The organism is Microbacterium hydrothermale, assembly GCF_004854025.1.
GTDB classification, from domain to species: domain Bacteria; phylum Actinomycetota; class Actinomycetes; order Actinomycetales; family Microbacteriaceae; genus Microbacterium; species Microbacterium hydrothermale.
Genome location: NZ_STGM01000009.1, coordinates 77,626 through 94,241 on the forward strand (window position 1 = coordinate 77,626; position 16,616 = coordinate 94,241).

The window sequence follows — 16,616 nt, forward strand, 5'->3', positions numbered from 1 at the left end:
CAGTGAGCGCATGGAGCAGAGCTGGTGAGCGGCGACCCCGGCGCAGACCTCGACATCGCCGGTCTGAGCGCGGCCGACGTCGCCGAACGGGTGGCGTCGGGGCAGACCAACGCCTTCACCGCCGACACCAGCCGCAGCGCGTGGAACATCGTGCGCGCCAACGTCTTCACGCTCTTCAACGGCATCGTCGGGGCCTGCTTCGTCGTGCTGCTGCTCCTGGGCCGCTGGCAAGACGCCCTGTTCGGGGTCGCCGCGCTCTCGAACGCGGTGATCGGGTGCGTGCAGGAGTTCCGCGCCAAGGCCGCACTCGACCGCCTCGCCCTGCTGAACGCGCCGCGCGCCCGGGTTCGGCGCGACGGAGCGGATGCCGAGATCGCTCCGCCGGAGGTGGTGCGCGACGACGTCCTCGTCCTGCGCGCGGGCGACCAGATCGCGGCCGATGCGGTGGTCGTCGCGACCCGCGCCCTGCAGGTCGACGAATCGATGCTCACCGGCGAATCGGATGCCGTCGACAAACGCGTCGACGACGAGGTGCTGTCGGGGTCGATCGTGGTGGCCGGAGAGGGCGCCGCGCGCGTCGTGCGGGTGGGCGCCGAGTCGTACGCGAACACCTTCGCGGCCGAGGCGAAGCGCTTCCAGCTCGTCTCGAGCGAACTGCGCACCTCGATCGACCGCGTGCTGCGATGGGTCGGCTGGGGCATCGGGCCGATCGGCCTGCTGGTGCTCAACGCGCAGATGATGGTCGCGGGCGGCTGGGTGCAGGCCTGGCAGCAGGGGACGTGGTCGCAGGCCGTGGTGAACACGATCGCCGCGCTGACGGCGATGATCCCGCTCGGTCTCGTGCTCATGACCTCGATCGCCTTCGCGGTCGGCGCGGCGCGACTCGCGGGGCAGAAGGTGCTCGTCAACGAACTGCCCGCGGTCGAGGGACTCGCGCGCGTCGACGTCATCTGCCTCGACAAGACGGGCACGCTCACCGCGGGCGAGATCCGCTTCGACGACGCCCTCGCCCTCGCCGAGGCGCCCGGCTGGACCGACGTGCTCGCCTGGTACGGCGCGGCCCCCGACGCCAACGCGACGGCGCAGTGCCTGCGCGAGCCGTTCCCCGTGGGCGTCGTCCTCTCGGTCGCCCGCCGCATCCCGTTCTCGTCGGCGCGCAAGTGGAGCGCGGTGTCGTTCGCCGACGGCGCTGCCGGCACGTGGGTGCTCGGTGCACCCGAGATGGTGTTCGGCGACGCCGCGACCGACCCGGGCGGTGAGCTGGGCGCCGCGGTCACGCGGCTGGCATCGTCCGGCCGACGCACCCTCGTGCTCGGCCACGCCGATGCGCCGCTCACCGACGCCGACGTCGACGCGGAGCGGTTGCCGGAGGGGGTCGTGGCCACCGCCGTGCTGACCTTCGTCGAGGCGGTGCGTCCGGATGCCGCCGAGGCGCTCGCCTACTTTCGCGATCAGGGCGTCGGGGTGCGCGTCATCTCGGGCGACAACCCCCGCACCGTCGCGGCGATCGCCCGCGAGGTCGGCCTCGACGTCGACGAGGGATACGACGCTCGACGTCTGCCCGACGACGACACCGAGCTGGGTGCGGTGCTCGAGGAGCACACGGTGTTCGGCCGCGTCACGCCCGACCAGAAGAAGCGCATGGTCACCGCGCTGCAGGCGCGCGGGCACGTCGTGGCGATGACCGGCGACGGGGTCAACGACGCCCTCGCCATCAAGACCGCCGACATCGGGATCGCGATGAACTCCGGCGCCGCGGCGACGAAAGCCGTGGCCCGTCTCGTGCTTCTCGACGGTCGATTCTCCCACCTGCCCTCGGTGGTGGCCGAGGGCCGCCGGGTGATCGCCAACATCGAGCGGGTCTCGATGCTGTTCCTCACCAAGACCGTCTACGCGACGGGACTGGCGGTGCTGTTCGGCGCCCTCGTGATGGAATTCCCGTTCCTTCCGCGTCAGCTCTCGATCACCGACGGGCTGACCATCGGCATCCCGGCGTTCTTCCTCGCCCTGCTGCCGAACGCGCAGCGCTACGTACCGGGGTTCCTGCGACGGTCGCTGAGTTTCGCGATCCCCGCCGGGCTGGTGATCGCCGTCTCGCTGACCCTGTACACGCGCTCCGCGATGAACCTCGGGCTGTCGACCGAGCAGCTGCGCACGGGAGCGACGATCATCCTCGCGATCGTCGCGATCTGGGTGCTCACCGTGCTGTCGCGTCCGGTCACCCGCGTGAAGGTCCTGGTCATCGGGGCGATGTTCATCGCCCTCACCGGCATCTTCACCCTCCCTCCGCTGGGACAGTTCTTCCAGCTGCAAGATCCGGGTGACGACGGCGCCGTGCTGGTGACCGTCGTCGTCATCCTGGCCGTCGGGGCGATCGAGGTGGTGCGGTTCGGGCATCGTCGGTTCGTGCGGCGTTCCCTCGCCGTCGTCTCCGGCGACGAGCGCGGCGTCGCCGGGCGGCCGCGCCGACGGCCCACCGTCGTCACCGCGGCCATCGTGCTCGTCTACCTCGGCGGGCTGCTGAACACCGCCCTCGGCATCGTCGTCCTGCTGGCGCGCTACGCGGTGACGCCCGATCTGGTGCTCCCGGTGTCGCTCGTCGGCGCGGCGACCGTGCTGCTCGGCCTGCTCACGGTCGCCGGCGGATCGGCGCTGTCGCGCGGCAGCTCCCTCGCGCGCACCCTGCTGACGGTCTACCTCTCGGTGCTCGTCGTCCTGCAGGCGACCGCGATGATCTTGACCGAGCTCGACCCGGTCCTCGCCGTAGCCCTGGTCGCCGCTCTCGCGGTCATCGCGGCGATGTGGATCCCCGGGCGCGCCCGTCGATGGTTCCACGCCGATGCGACCCCGTCCGCGGTGGCGCGATCGGACGCCGACCCGGTCGACGCGACCGCAACCCGCGAGGGGGATGCCGAAGCCGCCCCCGCCTACCCGCCCCTCACGCGGACAGCGCGCGCCGGCGAGGCCCGGGACGACCGGTCTCCGACCGCGTAGCGATCGCGCGAGCCCACCTCAGCGCGTGAGCCAGACCGACCCGCCCGCGCCGGCCGGCAGCGACATCTCCACGCCGTCCGCGCGGACGACCTCGTCGGAGACGACCTCGAGTTCGTGCCCCACGTCGATCCCCCTCTCGACGAGCGCACGCAGCAGCTCGGGATCGCGGTCGCTCACCCGCAGCACGCGGCCCGAGTGACCGACCGGCGCCTCGGCGAGCAGCACGAAAGGCTCGCGGTGCACCGCACCCTCGGCATCCGGGATCGCATCCCCGTGCGGGTCGAAGCGCGGACGTCCCAGCCGCGCGTCGATCCCCTCGAGCAGGCGGTCGCTGAGAGCGTGCTCGAGCACCTCGGCCTCGTCGTGCACCTCGTCCCACGCGTAGGCGAACTCCCGCACGAGCCACGTCTCGATGAGCCGGTGCCGGCGGATCACCGCGGCGGCGCGACGGTGTCCCGCCGTGGTCAGCGACACCGGACCGTACGGGCGGTGCGTCACCAAGCCCTGCGCGGCGAGCTTTTTGACCATCTCGGTCACGCTCGACGGAGCGAGCCCCAGCACGCCCGCGAGCTGCGACGGCGTGATCGGGGAGTCCTGCCACTCGGTGTGGTGGTAGATCGCCTTGAGATAGTCGTCGGACACGGGCGATTCCACGCCGTCAGCCTATCCGCCGGTGACCACCAGCCACACGAGCACGACGTTCAAGGTGATGAGGAAGACGGATGCCGCCACCCCGGCCGCCGTGGTCGCGCGGCGGTTGCGGTAGCGGCCGAGCACCTCCCCGCGCGCGGTCAACGCGACGAGCGGCACCAGGGCGAAGGGGATGCCGAACGACAGCACCACCTGGCTCAGCACGAGGGCGAGCGTCGGGTCGACGCCGAGTCCGAGGATCACCAGGGCCGGGACGAGAGTGACCAACCGCCGGGTGAGGAGGGGCACCCGCGCCCGCAGCAGGCCGTGCATGATCTCGGCGCCCGCGTACGCGCCGACCGAGGTCGAGGCGAGACCGCTCGCGAGCAGGCCGACGGCGAAGAGCGTGGCGACCAGCGGCCCGAGACCGTCGCGGAGGGCCGCGTAGGCGCCCTCGAGGCTGTCGGTCCCGTCGACCCCGGCGAGGTTCGCGGCGGCGAGGAGCAGGATCGCGAGGTTGACGGTTCCGGCGACGGCGAGGGCGATCGTCACGTCCCAGCGGGTGGCTCTCAGCAGCCGGGGTGTGGAGATGCCGCGCGCCTGCTCGAGCGCCGCGCGCGCCGCGGAGGCGGTGGCGCCGATGTCGGAGCGGGTGGCGGTGGCGGATGCCGCGGGACCGGCGTCCGACCCGGGCGCACTCCGCGCGGCTGAGGCGGTCGCCCGTCCGTCCGTCGCCGACCCCGCGCCGCCGGGCGCGAAGCGGTCGCGGGCGAGCGCCGAGTGCGCGTAGATCGCGTGCGGCATGATCGTCGCCCCGAGGATCGACGCGGCCAGCAGCACCGAGTTCGTCCCCTCGAAGCGCGGCAGCAGTCCTCCCACGACACCCGCGGGGTCGGGCGGGGCGAACAGCACTCCCGCGGAGAAACCGATCGCGATGATGACGAGCAGGCCGATCAGCACGGTCTCGAACGCCCGCGCCCCCCTCCGCGTCTGCAGGAGCAGCAGGCCCATCGACACCACTCCCGTGACGGCTCCGCCCCACACCAGGGGGATGCCGAACAGCAGGTGCAGCGCCACCGCACCGCCGATCACCTCGGCGACGTCGGTGGCCATCGCGACCGCCTCGGCCTGGAGCCAGTAGAGGCGTCGCGCCCACGGGTGGCGGATGCGGCGACCGAGGATCTGCGGCAGGCTCTCGCCGGTCACGATGCCGAGCTTCGCCGAGAGGTACTGGATCAGCCAGGCCATGACGTTGCCGAGCACCACGACCCACACCAGCAGATACCCGAACGCCGCGCCCGCGGTCATGTTGCTCGCGACGTTGCCGGGGTCGAGGTATGCCACGCCCGCGACCATCGCCGGCCCCAGCAGCCAGAGCGCGCGCCCGGGCGCGTGGCGGCGGTCCACGGCATCCTGAGTTTTCGGCATGCCGAAACCTTAGCTATTTTTCGGTCGACCGAAAAGTTGTTGAGCGCACCGAGGACACACGTTCGGCGCGAGATCACACGTCGGCGGGTGTGATCTCGCGCCGAACGTGTGATCTCGTGCGGGACGGGGGCGCGGCGGGCGCACGCGCGGCGGGGGTGCGGCGGGCGCACGCGCGGCGGGGGCAGGGCGGGCGCGCGGATAGCCTGGGACGGTGACGGATGCCGAGGACCCGACGGGGGCACCGACCGGGCGGGGCCCGGAGCCCGAGGCGCCGACGCACGGCGTCGGACCCTGGCCCGGCGGTCCGGACGAGTGGCCCGACGACCCGCGATACGACCCGGAGCTGCTCGCGGAGGGCGACCGGCGCAACGTCGTCGACGGCTACCGCTACTGGAGCATGGACGCGATCGTCGCCGATCTGGATGCCAAGCGGCATCCGTTCCACGTCGCGATCGAGAACTGGCAGCACGACCTCAACATCGGCACCATCGTGCGCAGCGCGAACGCGTTCCTCGCGGCCGAGGTGCACATCGTCGGCAAGCGTCGGTGGAACCGCCGCGGGGCGATGGTCACCGACCGCTACCAGCACGTGCGTCACCACGAGGACGTCGCGGCGTTCGCCGCCTGGGCGCGCGGAGCGGGCCTGCCCGTGATCGCCGTCGACAACATCGAGGGATCCGTGCCGATCGACCGCGCGGAACTGCCCCGTGACTGCGTGCTCCTCTTCGGTCAGGAGGGGCCGGGCCTCTCGCCCGAGGCGCTCGAGGCGGCGACCGGCGTGGTCGAGATCACGCAGTACGGGTCGACGCGGTCGATCAACGCCGCCTCCGCCGCCGCGGTGATCATGTACGAGTGGTGCCGCCGCTGGGCCTAGCGGCATGCCAGGGTGGACGGATGCCGAAGGCCGTGACCCTCATTCGCTCCGCGTCGCTGTCGAGCATCGCGGAGTACGCCTACGCCGCGACGGCCCCCGCCGAGGCCCGCCTCATCTTCCTCGCCGGTTCGTGCCCCCTGGATGCCGACGGGGTCACGGTCGGCGTCGGCGACGTCGCCGTGCAGGCGGCGCGCTGCGTCGAGAACCTCCGGACCGCGCTCGCCGACGCGGGAGCCGAGCTCACCGACGTGATCAGCACGCGCGTGCTCGTGGCATCCGATCGTCAGGCCGACCTCGTCTCGGCCTGGGAGGTCGTCCGAGATGCGTTCGGGGCGCACGACGTGCCGAGCACGCTGATGGGCGTGACGGTGCTCGGCTACGACGACCAGCTGGTCGAGCTCGAAGCCGTCGCCGCGGTGATCGACGACTGACGGGGCGAGGGCGCCCGGGTCCGAGCGGGGTGCACCCGGGGCCCGGGCGAGGATGCGCCGGCGTCGACGGGTCAGTCGCCCGCCGTCATCCACGCCCGCCCGCGCACGCGCAGGCCGAGGGTGATCGCGCGGGCGAGCATGTAGACGCCGAAGAACGCGGCGGCGAGCCACGCCAGTCCTCCTCCGCCTCCGCCCGCGAACAGGGCGACGAGCGCCAGGGCGGGCGCGTAGGGCACGAGGTTGAGCAGCCCCGCGAGGGCGAGGTAGCGGGCGTCGCCCGCGCCGATGAGTACGCCGTCGAGCACGAAGACGAGCCCCGCGAGAGGCTGCGCGACGGCGAGTACGAGCAGGGCCGGCTGGATGAGGGCCGCGATCTCGGCGTCACCGGTGAAGACGAGTCCGATCACGCCCGACGCCGCCGCGAGCACGGCGCCGACGGCGACGCCGAACCAGATGCCCCACGCGCTCGTGCGCGCCAGCACGCGCCGCACCGTGTCGGTCTCGCGCGCGCCGAGGGCGTGGCCGATGAGGGCTTGGGCCGCGATCGCGAGGGCGTCGAGCGCGAACGCCGCGGTGGAGAAGATCGTGAACGCGATCTGCCAACCGGCGAGCTCCGCGGAGCCGAGGCCCGTGGCGACGGCGACGGTGGCGAGGAACGCCGCGCGCAGGCTCAGGGTGCGCAGGAACAGCCAGCCGCCCGAGCGCGCGGTGCCTCCCCATCCCTCGCGCTGCGGTCGCAGTGACGCCGCGTGCCGCCGCGCCAGTCGCCGGACCACCACGACATACGCGCCCACCATTCCCCACTGGGCGGCGACCGTGCCCACCGCCGACCCCGCGATGCCCCAGCCGAATCCGTAGATGAAGAGCGCGTTCAGGGCCGCGTTCGCGGCGAACCCGATGCCCGCGATCCACAGCGGGGTGACGGTGTCCTGCAGGCCGCGCAGGAGGCCGGTCGCCGCGAACACCACGAGCATCGCCGGCAGGCCCCACATCGAGATCGACAGGTAGACGCGGGCGCTCTCGGCGACGTCGGGCGCGGCGCCGAACACGTCGATCACGAGGGGCGTGAACAGCGAGCCCACCGCCGCGAGCACGGCGCCGAGGGCCAGGGCGAGCCACATTCCGTCGATGCCGACCGACACCGCGCGCCCCGGTTCGCCCGCGCCGAAGCGCCGCGCGACGGCGGGGGTGGTGGAGTAGGCGAGGAAGACCATGAGCCCGACGATCGTCTGCAGCACCGCGCTCGCGATGCCGAGACCCGCCAGGGGAGCGACGCCGAGATGGCCCACCATCGCGGCATCCACGATGAGGAAGAGGGGCTCGGCGATCAGGGCGCCCAGAGCCGGCACCGCGAGCCGCAGGATCGAGCGGTTCAACGTCACGGGCGGGAGGGTGCTCACGCGTCGAGCCTAGGGTGGGCCCCCGACATCGCCGGGCGCGGGCCGCGTGCGGCGCGGGCCCGAAGCCGCGCACGCTCAGTGATTCGCGCAACCTCCGTCGGATGCGGGCGGATGCGGCTGAGGGTGTGCGGATCGCGGAGGGTGTGCGGATCGCGGAGGTTGTGTTCGGCGCGGGTGAGTGGTCGCGCACGTTCAGTGATTCGCGCAACCTCCGTGGGGTGGGGGCGGATGCCGCTGAGGGTGTGCGGAACGCGGAGGGTGTGCGGGATGCCGGCGGGTGGTCGCGCACGCTCAGCGATTCGCGCAACCTCGGTCGGGTGGGGGCGGATGCCGCTGAGGATGTGCGGATCGCGGAGGTCATGCAAGGCGCGGGGGCGGGGTCCGCCCGCCCACACGACGCCGCCGCGCACGACGCCGGGGCTGCGCGGAACGGGGAGGCGATGCGTTCCGCGTCCGGGCGTGGCGCGCCCGCGTTCCGAGCCCGCACGGATGTGGGGCACTTATCCTGTCTGCATGACCGACACCCCCCGCTCCGGTCTCGCGCTCGACGAGCTCAGCGACGAGATCCGCCCGCAGGACGACCTGTTCCGCTACGTGAACGGCCGCTGGCTGGAGCGCACCGAGATCCCCGACGACAAGGCCCGCTGGGGCTCGTTCCATCTCATCGCCGAGCAGGCGGAGGCGGACGTGCGCACCATCGTCCAGGAGTCGCAGGACGCCGAGCCGGGCAGTGAAGCCCGCAAGATCGGCGACCTGTTCGCGAGCTTCATGGACACCGACCGCATCGAGGCGCTCGGCGGGGAGCCCCTGGCCCCCCAGCTCACCGCCGTCGACACCGTCACCGACATCCCCTCCCTGCTCCGGCTCATCGGCGAGCTCGAGCGCGACGGCATCAGCGGCCTGCTGACGCTCTTCGTCGAGCCCGACCCGGGCGATCCCACGCGCTACGTGCCGGTGGTCTACCAGGGCGGCATCTCGCTGCCCGACGAGAGCTACTACCGGCTCGACAACTTCGACGAGACCCGCACGGCGTACCGCACGCACATCGCGCGCGTGCTCGAGCTCGCCGGTGTCGCCGAGGCCGCGGCATCCGCCGATCGGGTGTTCGCGCTCGAGACCGACCTCGCCGCGCACCACTGGTCGCGCGAAGACAGCCGCGACGCGGTGAAGACCTACAACCTGAAGACCTGGGACGACACGCTCGCCCTCGCCGGAGTCGACCTCGAGCCGTGGCGTGCGGGGGTCGCCCCGGGTCACGAGGACGCGCTCGCCGAGGTCGTCGTGTACCAGCCGAGCTTCATCGAGGCGCTCGGCGGCCTACTGGTGGCCGAGCGGCTCGAGGACTGGAAGGCGTGGCTGCGGTTCAAGATCGTGCACGCCGCGGCGGCCTTCCTGTCCGACGAGTTCGTGGCCGAGAACTTCGCCTTCTACGGAACGCAGCTCACCGGCGTTCCCGTCAACCGCGAGAGATGGAAGCGCGGCGTCAGCCTCGTCGAGGCCGCCCTGGGCGAGGCGGTCGGCAAGGTGTACGTCGAACGGCACTTCCCGCCGGCGGCGAAGGATGCGATGGACGGCCTCGTCGCCCACCTGATCGAGGCGTACCGCCGGTCCATCCGCACGCTCGACTGGATGACCGAGGAGACGCGCGAGCGGGCCCTGGCCAAGCTCGACGCCTTCACGCCCAAGATCGGTTACCCGGTGCGGTGGAAGGACTACTCCGACCTCGAGATCGAGGCCGGCGACTTGGTCGGCAACGTCCGTCGCGCCCACGTGTGGGAGCACGACCGCCAGCTCGCCAAGGTCGGCCAGCCGATCGACCGCGACGAGTGGTACATGACCCCGCAGACGGTCAACGCGTACTACAACCCGCTCATGAACGAGATCGTGTTCCCCGCGGCGATCCTGCAGTACCCGTTCTTCGACGCCGAGCGTGACGCGGCGGCGAACTACGGCGGCATCGGCGCGGTGATCGGTCACGAGATCGGCCACGGCTTCGACGACCAGGGATCCCGCTTCGACGGCGACGGGTCGCTGCGCGACTGGTGGACGGATGCCGACCGCGCGGCGTTCGAGGAGCGCACCAAGGCGCTCATCGCCCAGTACGAGGAGCTCGTGCCGCAGGGCCTGAGCGCGGAGCACCACGTCAACGGCGCCCTCACCATCGGCGAGAACATCGGCGACCTGGGCGGGCTCGGCATCGCGATCGCGGCCTACCGGCTCTTCCTCGAGGAGCAGGGCGACGCCGAGGGCGAGGGTCCTGTCGTCGACGGGTTCACCGGCATCCAGCGTCTGCTGCTCAGCTGGGCCCAGATCTGGCAGCAGAAGGGTCGGGATGCCGAGACCATCCGTCTGCTCACCATCGACCCGCACTCGCCGAACGAGTTCCGCTGCAATCAGATCGTGCGTAACATCGACGCGTTCTACGAGGCGTTCGAGGTCGGCGAGGGCGACGCCCTCTGGCTCGACGCCGACCAGCGCGTCACCATTTGGTGAGACGGCGTTTGTTGTCCTGCTGACCCGGAAGGAGCAACGCTCGTGGGCATGCCCCCGCTTCCCGAGCCCGCCCTGCCCGAACCCGCCGGAGGGCCGGTGGAGTCGTCGCGACGCGACGCCCCGGCCCTTCGCGGCGCGGGCCGCAAGGGACCGAAGCGACTGCCCCGGCGGGCGGCGGCCGGCCGCCGCTCCTTCACCGCGACGCTGCGTTCGCTCGACGAGCTCGCCGCCTCGGGCGCCAAGGTGTCGGTGCGCATCGACGACCTCGACGGCGGGACGGCGGTGCTCTCGGGCGACGACTTCCTGACCCTGCCCGTCGGCGGGCTGGGTGTCGTGCCGCTGCTCATCGAGACGGCCGCGGCGTTCGAGTCGGGGCGACTCGACGCGCTCGAGATCGTCGACCGGGCGAGTGTGGCGGGGGCGGCGCACGGGGGCACCTGGCAGCACCTCAAGGCTCCCGCTCTGCCGCTGACCGACTTGGCCCTGCTGGCGGCCTCGACGGGCGACGCCCTCGCGGCCAACGCGCTGCTGCACCGCGTCGGTCTGCAATCGGTGCGCGCCCGCCTCGAGCACCTCGGGCTGCGTCGTACGGCGCTGCTCGACCGGTTCCGCGACGACCGCGGCCCCGACGACGCCCCGCACGTCGCGCTGTCGACCGCGCGCGAGATGGCCCAGGTGTTCGCGGGCCTGGTCAACTCCACGATCGTCTCGCCCGGCGTCAGCGCGCAGGTCGCCGAGTGGCTGAGTCTGAACTACGACCTCTCGCTCGTGGCATCCGCGACGGGGCTCGACCCCTTCGCGCACGAGAACGACCAGCACGGTCTGCTCTTCGTGAACAAGACCGGTCGCGCCCCCGGCGTGCGCGCCGAGGCGGGAGTGCTCGGGGGCCCGCGGGCGGGCGTCTCCTACGCCCTGCTGGTCAACTTCGACGACCTGTCGATCGCGCATCGCCTGCGCGCGCACGACGCCTTCCGGGTGCTGGGCGTCGAGCTGATGGAGTACGTGTACTGACACTCAGGCGGCGCGGATGCTCCACACGCTCCGCGAGCACGACGCCGCCAGGGTCGCCACGACGATGACCGCGGCGCAGCCCAGCAGCACCGGGGGCACACCCACGGACTCGGCGATCGGACCGACGGCGACCTCTCCGAGGGGCACCGCGATGAACGAGCCGACCATGTCGTACGAGTACACGCGCGACAGGGCCGCCCGGGGGATATGCGTCTGCAGCGACTGATCCCACGCGATCGCGAAGAGCTCGATCGCGACACCGCCGATCGCGAAGGCGACGACGAGCACCGGAACGACCGGGGTCAATCCCAGCGCCGCCGCCGGCAGGGCCGCGAGCGCCATCGCCGCCACCCCGATGCCGAGCGCCCGTCGGGGGTGCCAGCGCAGCGCGATGACGGCGCCCAGGGCGAGCCCTGCCGTCTGCGCCGCGATGACCAGCCCCCAGGCCCCGCGGCCGAACCCCTCATCGGCGACCAGCGGGCCCAGCACGGTGCTCGCCCCGATGAATGCGGCGTTGAGGACGGCGAACTGCAGAACGACGATCCACACCCACCGGCGGCTCGCGAACTCACGCCAGCCTTCGCGCAGGTCGTCCCAGACGGAGAGATGCCCGCCCGGCGCGGCATCCGTCGGCGCCTTCACCGGCAGGCGCAGGCGCGAGAAGAGCACCGCGGCGACCGCGAAGGCGGCCGCGTCGATCGCGAGCCCCCACCCCGGACCGACGGCGGCGACCACGACGGCTCCGGCCGACGCGCCGACGATGCTGCCGCCGTTGAGGCCGAGCCGCAGCAGCGCGTTGGCGGGGCGGAGCAGGGACGCGGGCACGGTCTCGGGTACGAGGGCGGCGGCTGCGGGAAGGCTCACGGCCGCGACCGCGCCGTTGACGACGCCGAGGAGGACGAGGATCGGGATGCCGGCGGTCGAGGTCAGCACCAGGGCGGCGATCGCCCCCTGCGTCAGCGCGGCCGCGACGGAGGAGCCGACCAGCACCGCTCCGCGCGGCAGGCGGTCGGCGACCACGCCGCCGAAGAGCAGCATCGCGACATTGGCGATCGAACGGGCGGCGACGACCAGGCTCAGATCGGCCGCCGACCCCGTGAGGTCGAGCACGGCGAACGCCAAGGCCAGGGGAGCGACGGCGTTGCCCACGATGGCCGTCGTGCGGGCGGCGAGCAGCCACCGGAACGGGGCGAGGGAGAGAGGGCCCCTCACGCCGGGCCGCCCGGGCGCGGCGCCGGACGCGGCGGCGGGGTCCGCACGGGGAACAGCGCCGCGGTCATCGACACCGGGCGCGTCCCCGGGGTGCGCGGGGGTCGGGCGGCGGCGTGCAGCAGAGCCGAGGCCTCGCCGATGTGCTGCACGACACGTCGCCACACGGCGGGGTCGACCCATAGCTCGGCGTCGGTCGAGATCGACGGTCCGTCGACGCGCAGGGCGGTGCGTCGACGCAGCTCGTCGACGATGGCCTCGACGTACTCCGCCTCCCCCTCGCGCGAGCGCTCGCCGGGGCGCGCGTCGGGGTCGTACCGCCGCGACGAGGACTCGTGCCGGTAGCGCTTGGCATCCCCGCCGCGCAGGCGGACGACCTCGACGACCCGCACGAGTCCCGCGCGCTCGAGCACGCGCAGGTGGTAGCTCGCGGACGCCTGCGAGACGTCCAGCTCGCGCCCCGCCTCGGCCGCGCTCAGGGCCGCACCGGTGAGCAGCGACAGCAGGCGCAGTCGCAGGGGGTGGGCGGTGGCGCGGAGTTCGTTCAGTCGCGACATCACGCCATGCTCGCGTGCCCGACCTCGACCGTCAAATACTCCTTTGGGGGTGGGGGAAATGGTGCCCCAACACGCGCCCCAATGCAATCCCTCCTCGGGCGCCCGGGGCCGCTGGGACGCTTGTGGCCTCGAATTGAAAGGAAGGACCGAAGCCATGTCCGAGACTCCTGCCACCACCGACCCGTTCGCCGACTCCTCCGGGCCCCAGGGCCACTCGATCACCGACTGGACCGACCTCGGCCGCGAGATGTGGTCGTACCTCACCGGCCGCGGCGCCGCCGTGAACTACTCCTTCGTCGACATGACCGTCGAGGTGCCGCGCGACATCGGCCCCGACGCTCCCCGCGCGACGTGGAAGCTCAACGGCACCCTGCGCGTCACCACGAGCGACGACACCGCGGCCGGGTCCGACCCGTACCGCGGCAACTGAGGGGCGGCGCCGTCATGGTGCGCCTCGACATCGACCTCGCCTTCTCGGAGCACGAGGAGGGGCAGGATGCCGACGTCCCGCCGTTCGAGGGGACGATCACGGCCGCGGGTACCGAGGTGCGCATCGTCGTGAGCGATCCCTCGCGCCTGCCGGGGAACGGCCGGCGCACGCTCGCCGAGCTCTCCACGGTGGCCGAGGCCCTGGCATCCCGGGGCATCTCCGTGAAGCTCGAGGGGCCGGACGGGCCGATCCTGCAGCTCGGCGACGTCAAGAGCGGTGCGCTGCAGCGCGTCATCACGGGGTCTAAGCACATCCGGCTCGGCTCGGTCGCGGCCGTGGCCCCGCTGCTGGTGCGTCGCAACGGCGACCGGACGCTGACGTTCCCGGTCCCGCCCGAGACGCCGCTGCCGCTGGTGCCCACCATCAACCGCACCGTGCGTCGCCGGGTCACGACCACGCACTACACCCCGGGGTCGGGGCGCCCGCGCCTCATCTTCGCGGTGGGCGACTCGTCGTGGGACGGCTCGCGTCCGCGCGAGTTCGACCTGCTGCCCACCAAAACGGTGATCGGATCGGGCGACGAAGCCGATCTGCGCCTGCCGGGACTCGCCCCCGTCCACGCCGAGATCCGGCACGAGGGCGACGACGAGTACGTGCTGTACGGCTTCGACGTCGTCGGCGGCGGGGGTGCGCGCGATCAGGGTCCCGGACGCGACGGCGGGGGCCGCATCCTGCGCACCGGTGCCCGCATCGAGCTGGGCGACTGGCGGCTGGCGTACTTCCGTGCCGAGTTCGCCGACCACGGTCGTCCGTACGGCGGGCGGCAGGGCGGGGAACTCGCGCGTCAGCGCAAGCAGCCCCCGCGCGGGGGCTCGGGTCCCCTCAGCCGCGCGAGCGACCCCGACTAAGCCGCACGCGCCGCTCCCTCCGGCGCCGAGACTGCATCTCCTCGACGAGACGGTTGCGTCCCGCAGCCGACGTGTCGGCGAGATGCAGTCTCGCGGTGCCCGGCGGCGGGCCGGGCCGCGGCATCCGGGGGTTAGAAGACGATCGTGTGGTTGCCGTGGCGGATGATGCGGTCTTCGGCGTGCCAGAGGACCGCGCGCGAGAGCACTTGACGCTCGACGTCGGCGCCCCGGCGGGCGAGCTCCGCGGCGGAGTCGGCGTGCGTGACGCGCACCGTGTCCTGCTCGATGATCGGACCCTCGTCGAGGTCGCTCGTGACGTAGTGCGAGGTCGCCCCGATGAGCTTCACTCCGCGCTGCTTCGCCTTCTTGTACGGCTCGGCGCCGATGAAGGCGGGCAGGAACGAGTGGTGGATGTTGATCACCGGCACCCCGATCTTCTCGAGGAAGTCGGGGGAGAGGATCTGCATGTAGCGCGCGAGCACGACGAAGTCGACGTTTCCGACGAGCAGTTCGAGGATGCGGGCCTCGGATGCCGACTTGTCCGGCCCGGGCGTCGACGGGACGTGGAAGAAGGGAACGCCGAACGAGCGCACGTCCTCGGCGGCCGTGGTGTGGTTCGACACGACCATCGGGATGCTCACCGGAAGGTCTCCGCGACGGTGACGCCACAGCAGATCGAGCAGGCAGTGGTCCTGCTTCGAGGCGAGGATCGCCATGCGCTTGGGGGTGGAGAGGTCGGTGAGGGTCCACTCCAGGTCGAAGCCCTCGCCGAGGGTCGTGGCGATGTCGGCCTCGATCTCGGGCAGCGCGACCGCGAGGTTGGGGCGGTGGAACACCACGCGCTGGAAGTACGCGCCGCCGCGCGGGTCGTCGGAGTACTGGTCGAAGGCGACGATGTTGCCGCCCTGGCGCGCGATGAGGGCGGAGACCGCGGCGATGATGCCGGGGGTGTCGCTGCCGTGCACGATGAGGCAGGCGTGATCGGGCTGCAGGTGGGGGCTCGCGGAGACCATCGGACCATTCTGCCGTGCGCAGGTGGCTTCGGCTGACCACGTGCGGCGCGGTTTCGGGGCGTCGTTCGTGGCCCCGGGGTCATGTCGGCCGCGCCGCCGCGGCCCGACCTCGGCCGGACTCAGACGCGCACGACGATCTTCTGCGCCGAGACGCCCGCGCGCTGCCGGTCCAGGGCGCCCTGCAGAGCGTCGAGGCCGTCGCCGACGACGAGCGGGTCGGGCGCGGGGCGCAGGGAGCCCTCGGCGAGCAGGCGCGGAACGACCTCGCCCCACAGGCGCGGGCCCATCTCGTCGTCGCGCAGGCTGCTGCCCCAGACGAATGCGGCGCGGATGCCACGGCGTCGGGCGCGCAGCGTCGAGCGCAGCGTCGCGAGCCCGATGCGCGTGAAGACCGGCAGCATCGCCGGGAACAGTCGGCGGCGTCCGACAAGTGCGTCGAGAGAGAGGGGTGTACTCGCCATGGCCAGTCGACCCCCGCCGGTGCGGGCGAGGACGTCGATGCACGCGTCCGTCGAGCCGGCTCCGAGCGCCACGGCGCCGACCACGGGTCGCCCGCCGATGGCCGTGACGAGCTCCGCGACGGCGGAGGGCGAGCGGTGGTCGACGACGGCGTCCGCTCCGAGGTCGCGCACGATCGCCGCATTTCGAGCGGATGCCGTGGTCACGACGTCGTAACCGGCGGCGCGCGCCAGTTGGACGGCGTTCATGCCGACGCTGGTGGACCCGCCCCAGATCACGACGACACCGCGGTCGGGGGTGGGCGCCGGGTCGCCTGGCATCCGCAGTCCGAGGTGCTGCGGTTGGAACAGCGCGCACGCCGCGGTGGACAGTCCCAGCGGGAAGACGGCGGCCTGCTCGTCGGAGAGATCGTCGGGTGTGGGAGCGGTGAGGCGCTCGAGCAGGGTCGTGTACTCCTGGAACGCCCCCTCGCGCAGCGGGTTCCTGCCACGGTCGGTGCCGGTCGCGAGGCCGAACACGCGCTGACCCACGCGGAACCGCGTGACGTCCGACCCGATTGCGACGACCTCGCCCGACACGTCGGATCCCAGCACGGCGGGGGTCCGCAGCCAGCGGTAGGTGATGCGGCTGGTGCCCTGGATCACCCAGTCGACCGGATTGACAGCCACGGCGCGCACGCGCACGAGAACCTCGTCGGTGGCGGGTACGGGGGTGTCGACCGTGCCGCGGGTGAGTGCGGCTCGAGGCGCGGGGAGAAGGGCGGCGGCGTGCGCGGACAT

At 72.6% G+C, this 16,616-nt stretch carries 14 protein-coding genes; 7 read left to right on the top strand and 7 right to left on the bottom strand.

What is annotated here, in order from left to right; translation table 11 throughout:
- Nucleotides 1–24 precede the first annotated feature (24 nt).
- Nucleotides 25–2,994, top strand: coding sequence for an HAD-IC family P-type ATPase (locus FB047_RS15155; RefSeq protein ID WP_240752845.1), 2,970 nt, complete (start codon nt 25–27; stop codon nt 2,992–2,994).
- 18 nt (nt 2,995–3,012) lie between these two features.
- Here FB047_RS15155 and FB047_RS15160 read toward each other — a convergent pair whose 3' ends face one another.
- Together FB047_RS15160 and FB047_RS15165 are read right to left on the bottom strand one after the other, a co-directional pair.
- On the bottom strand, nt 3,013–3,648 hold the full coding sequence (locus FB047_RS15160) for a metal-dependent transcriptional regulator (protein ID WP_136588040.1): 636 nt from the start codon (nt 3,646–3,648) through the stop codon (nt 3,013–3,015).
- 9 nt (nt 3,649–3,657) lie between these two features.
- Nucleotides 3,658–5,052 carry an Nramp family divalent metal transporter gene (locus tag FB047_RS15165; RefSeq protein WP_136588041.1) on the bottom strand — a complete coding sequence of 465 codons (1,395 nt, stop codon included), beginning with the start codon at nt 5,050–5,052 and terminating at the stop codon, nt 3,658–3,660.
- A 211-nt stretch (nt 5,053–5,263) separates the two neighbouring features.
- Here FB047_RS15165 and FB047_RS15170 point away from each other — a divergent pair, with 211 nt between their 5' ends.
- Complete coding sequence (locus FB047_RS15170; protein WP_136588042.1) at nt 5,264–5,926, top strand: TrmH family RNA methyltransferase; 663 nt, start codon at nt 5,264–5,266, stop codon at nt 5,924–5,926.
- A gap of 20 nt (nt 5,927–5,946) precedes the next feature.
- Nucleotides 5,947–6,357, top strand: a complete 411-nt coding sequence (locus FB047_RS15175) for a RidA family protein (protein ID WP_136588043.1) — start codon at nt 5,947–5,949, stop codon at nt 6,355–6,357.
- Between the two features lie 71 nt (nt 6,358–6,428).
- Here the strand turns inward: FB047_RS15175 and FB047_RS15180 are convergent, their stop codons facing one another.
- Nucleotides 6,429–7,757, bottom strand: a complete 1,329-nt coding sequence (locus tag FB047_RS15180) for an MATE family efflux transporter (protein WP_136588044.1) — start codon at nt 7,755–7,757, stop codon at nt 6,429–6,431.
- A 513-nt stretch (nt 7,758–8,270) separates the two neighbouring features.
- Between FB047_RS15180 and FB047_RS15185 the strand changes: the two genes are divergently transcribed.
- Both FB047_RS15185 and FB047_RS15190 read left to right on the top strand, forming a co-directional pair.
- The gene (locus tag FB047_RS15185) at nt 8,271–10,250 is read left to right on the top strand and encodes a M13 family metallopeptidase (protein WP_136588045.1); all 1,980 of its coding nucleotides are present in this window, start codon (nt 8,271–8,273) and stop codon (nt 10,248–10,250) included.
- 48 nt (nt 10,251–10,298) lie between these two features.
- On the top strand, nt 10,299–11,261 hold the full coding sequence (locus FB047_RS15190; protein ID WP_136588046.1) for a serine hydrolase: 963 nt from the start codon (nt 10,299–10,301) through the stop codon (nt 11,259–11,261).
- Between the two features lie 3 nt (nt 11,262–11,264).
- Here the strand turns inward: FB047_RS15190 and FB047_RS15195 are convergent, their stop codons facing one another.
- Complete coding sequence (locus FB047_RS15195; protein ID WP_136588047.1) at nt 11,265–12,473, bottom strand: MFS transporter; 1,209 nt, start codon at nt 12,471–12,473, stop codon at nt 11,265–11,267.
- The gene (locus tag FB047_RS15200; RefSeq protein WP_136588048.1) at nt 12,470–13,027 is read right to left on the bottom strand and encodes a winged helix-turn-helix domain-containing protein; all 558 of its coding nucleotides are present in this window, start codon (nt 13,025–13,027) and stop codon (nt 12,470–12,472) included. Before FB047_RS15200 ends, FB047_RS15195 begins: the two co-directional genes overlap by 4 nt.
- Nucleotides 13,028–13,181: 154 nt before the next feature.
- Here FB047_RS15200 and FB047_RS15205 point away from each other — a divergent pair, with 154 nt between their 5' ends.
- Both FB047_RS15205 and FB047_RS15210 read left to right on the top strand, forming a co-directional pair.
- The gene (locus FB047_RS15205; protein ID WP_136588049.1) at nt 13,182–13,457 is read left to right on the top strand and encodes a hypothetical protein; all 276 of its coding nucleotides are present in this window, start codon (nt 13,182–13,184) and stop codon (nt 13,455–13,457) included.
- Between the two features lie 14 nt (nt 13,458–13,471).
- Entirely contained in the window at nt 13,472–14,365 is an 894-nt protein-coding gene (locus tag FB047_RS15210) for an FHA domain-containing protein (RefSeq protein WP_240752848.1), read from the top strand.
- Nucleotides 14,366–14,496: 131 nt separating this feature from the next.
- On the opposite strand, the gene purU is transcribed toward FB047_RS15210, so the two are convergent.
- Nucleotides 14,497–15,378 (bottom strand): formyltetrahydrofolate deformylase, encoded by an 882-nt coding sequence (purU, locus tag FB047_RS15215; protein WP_136588050.1) that lies wholly within the window; start codon nt 15,376–15,378, stop codon nt 14,497–14,499.
- A 119-nt stretch (nt 15,379–15,497) separates the two neighbouring features.
- The gene (locus tag FB047_RS15220) at nt 15,498–16,616 is read right to left on the bottom strand and encodes a zinc-binding alcohol dehydrogenase family protein (protein ID WP_136588051.1); all 1,119 of its coding nucleotides are present in this window, start codon (nt 16,614–16,616) and stop codon (nt 15,498–15,500) included.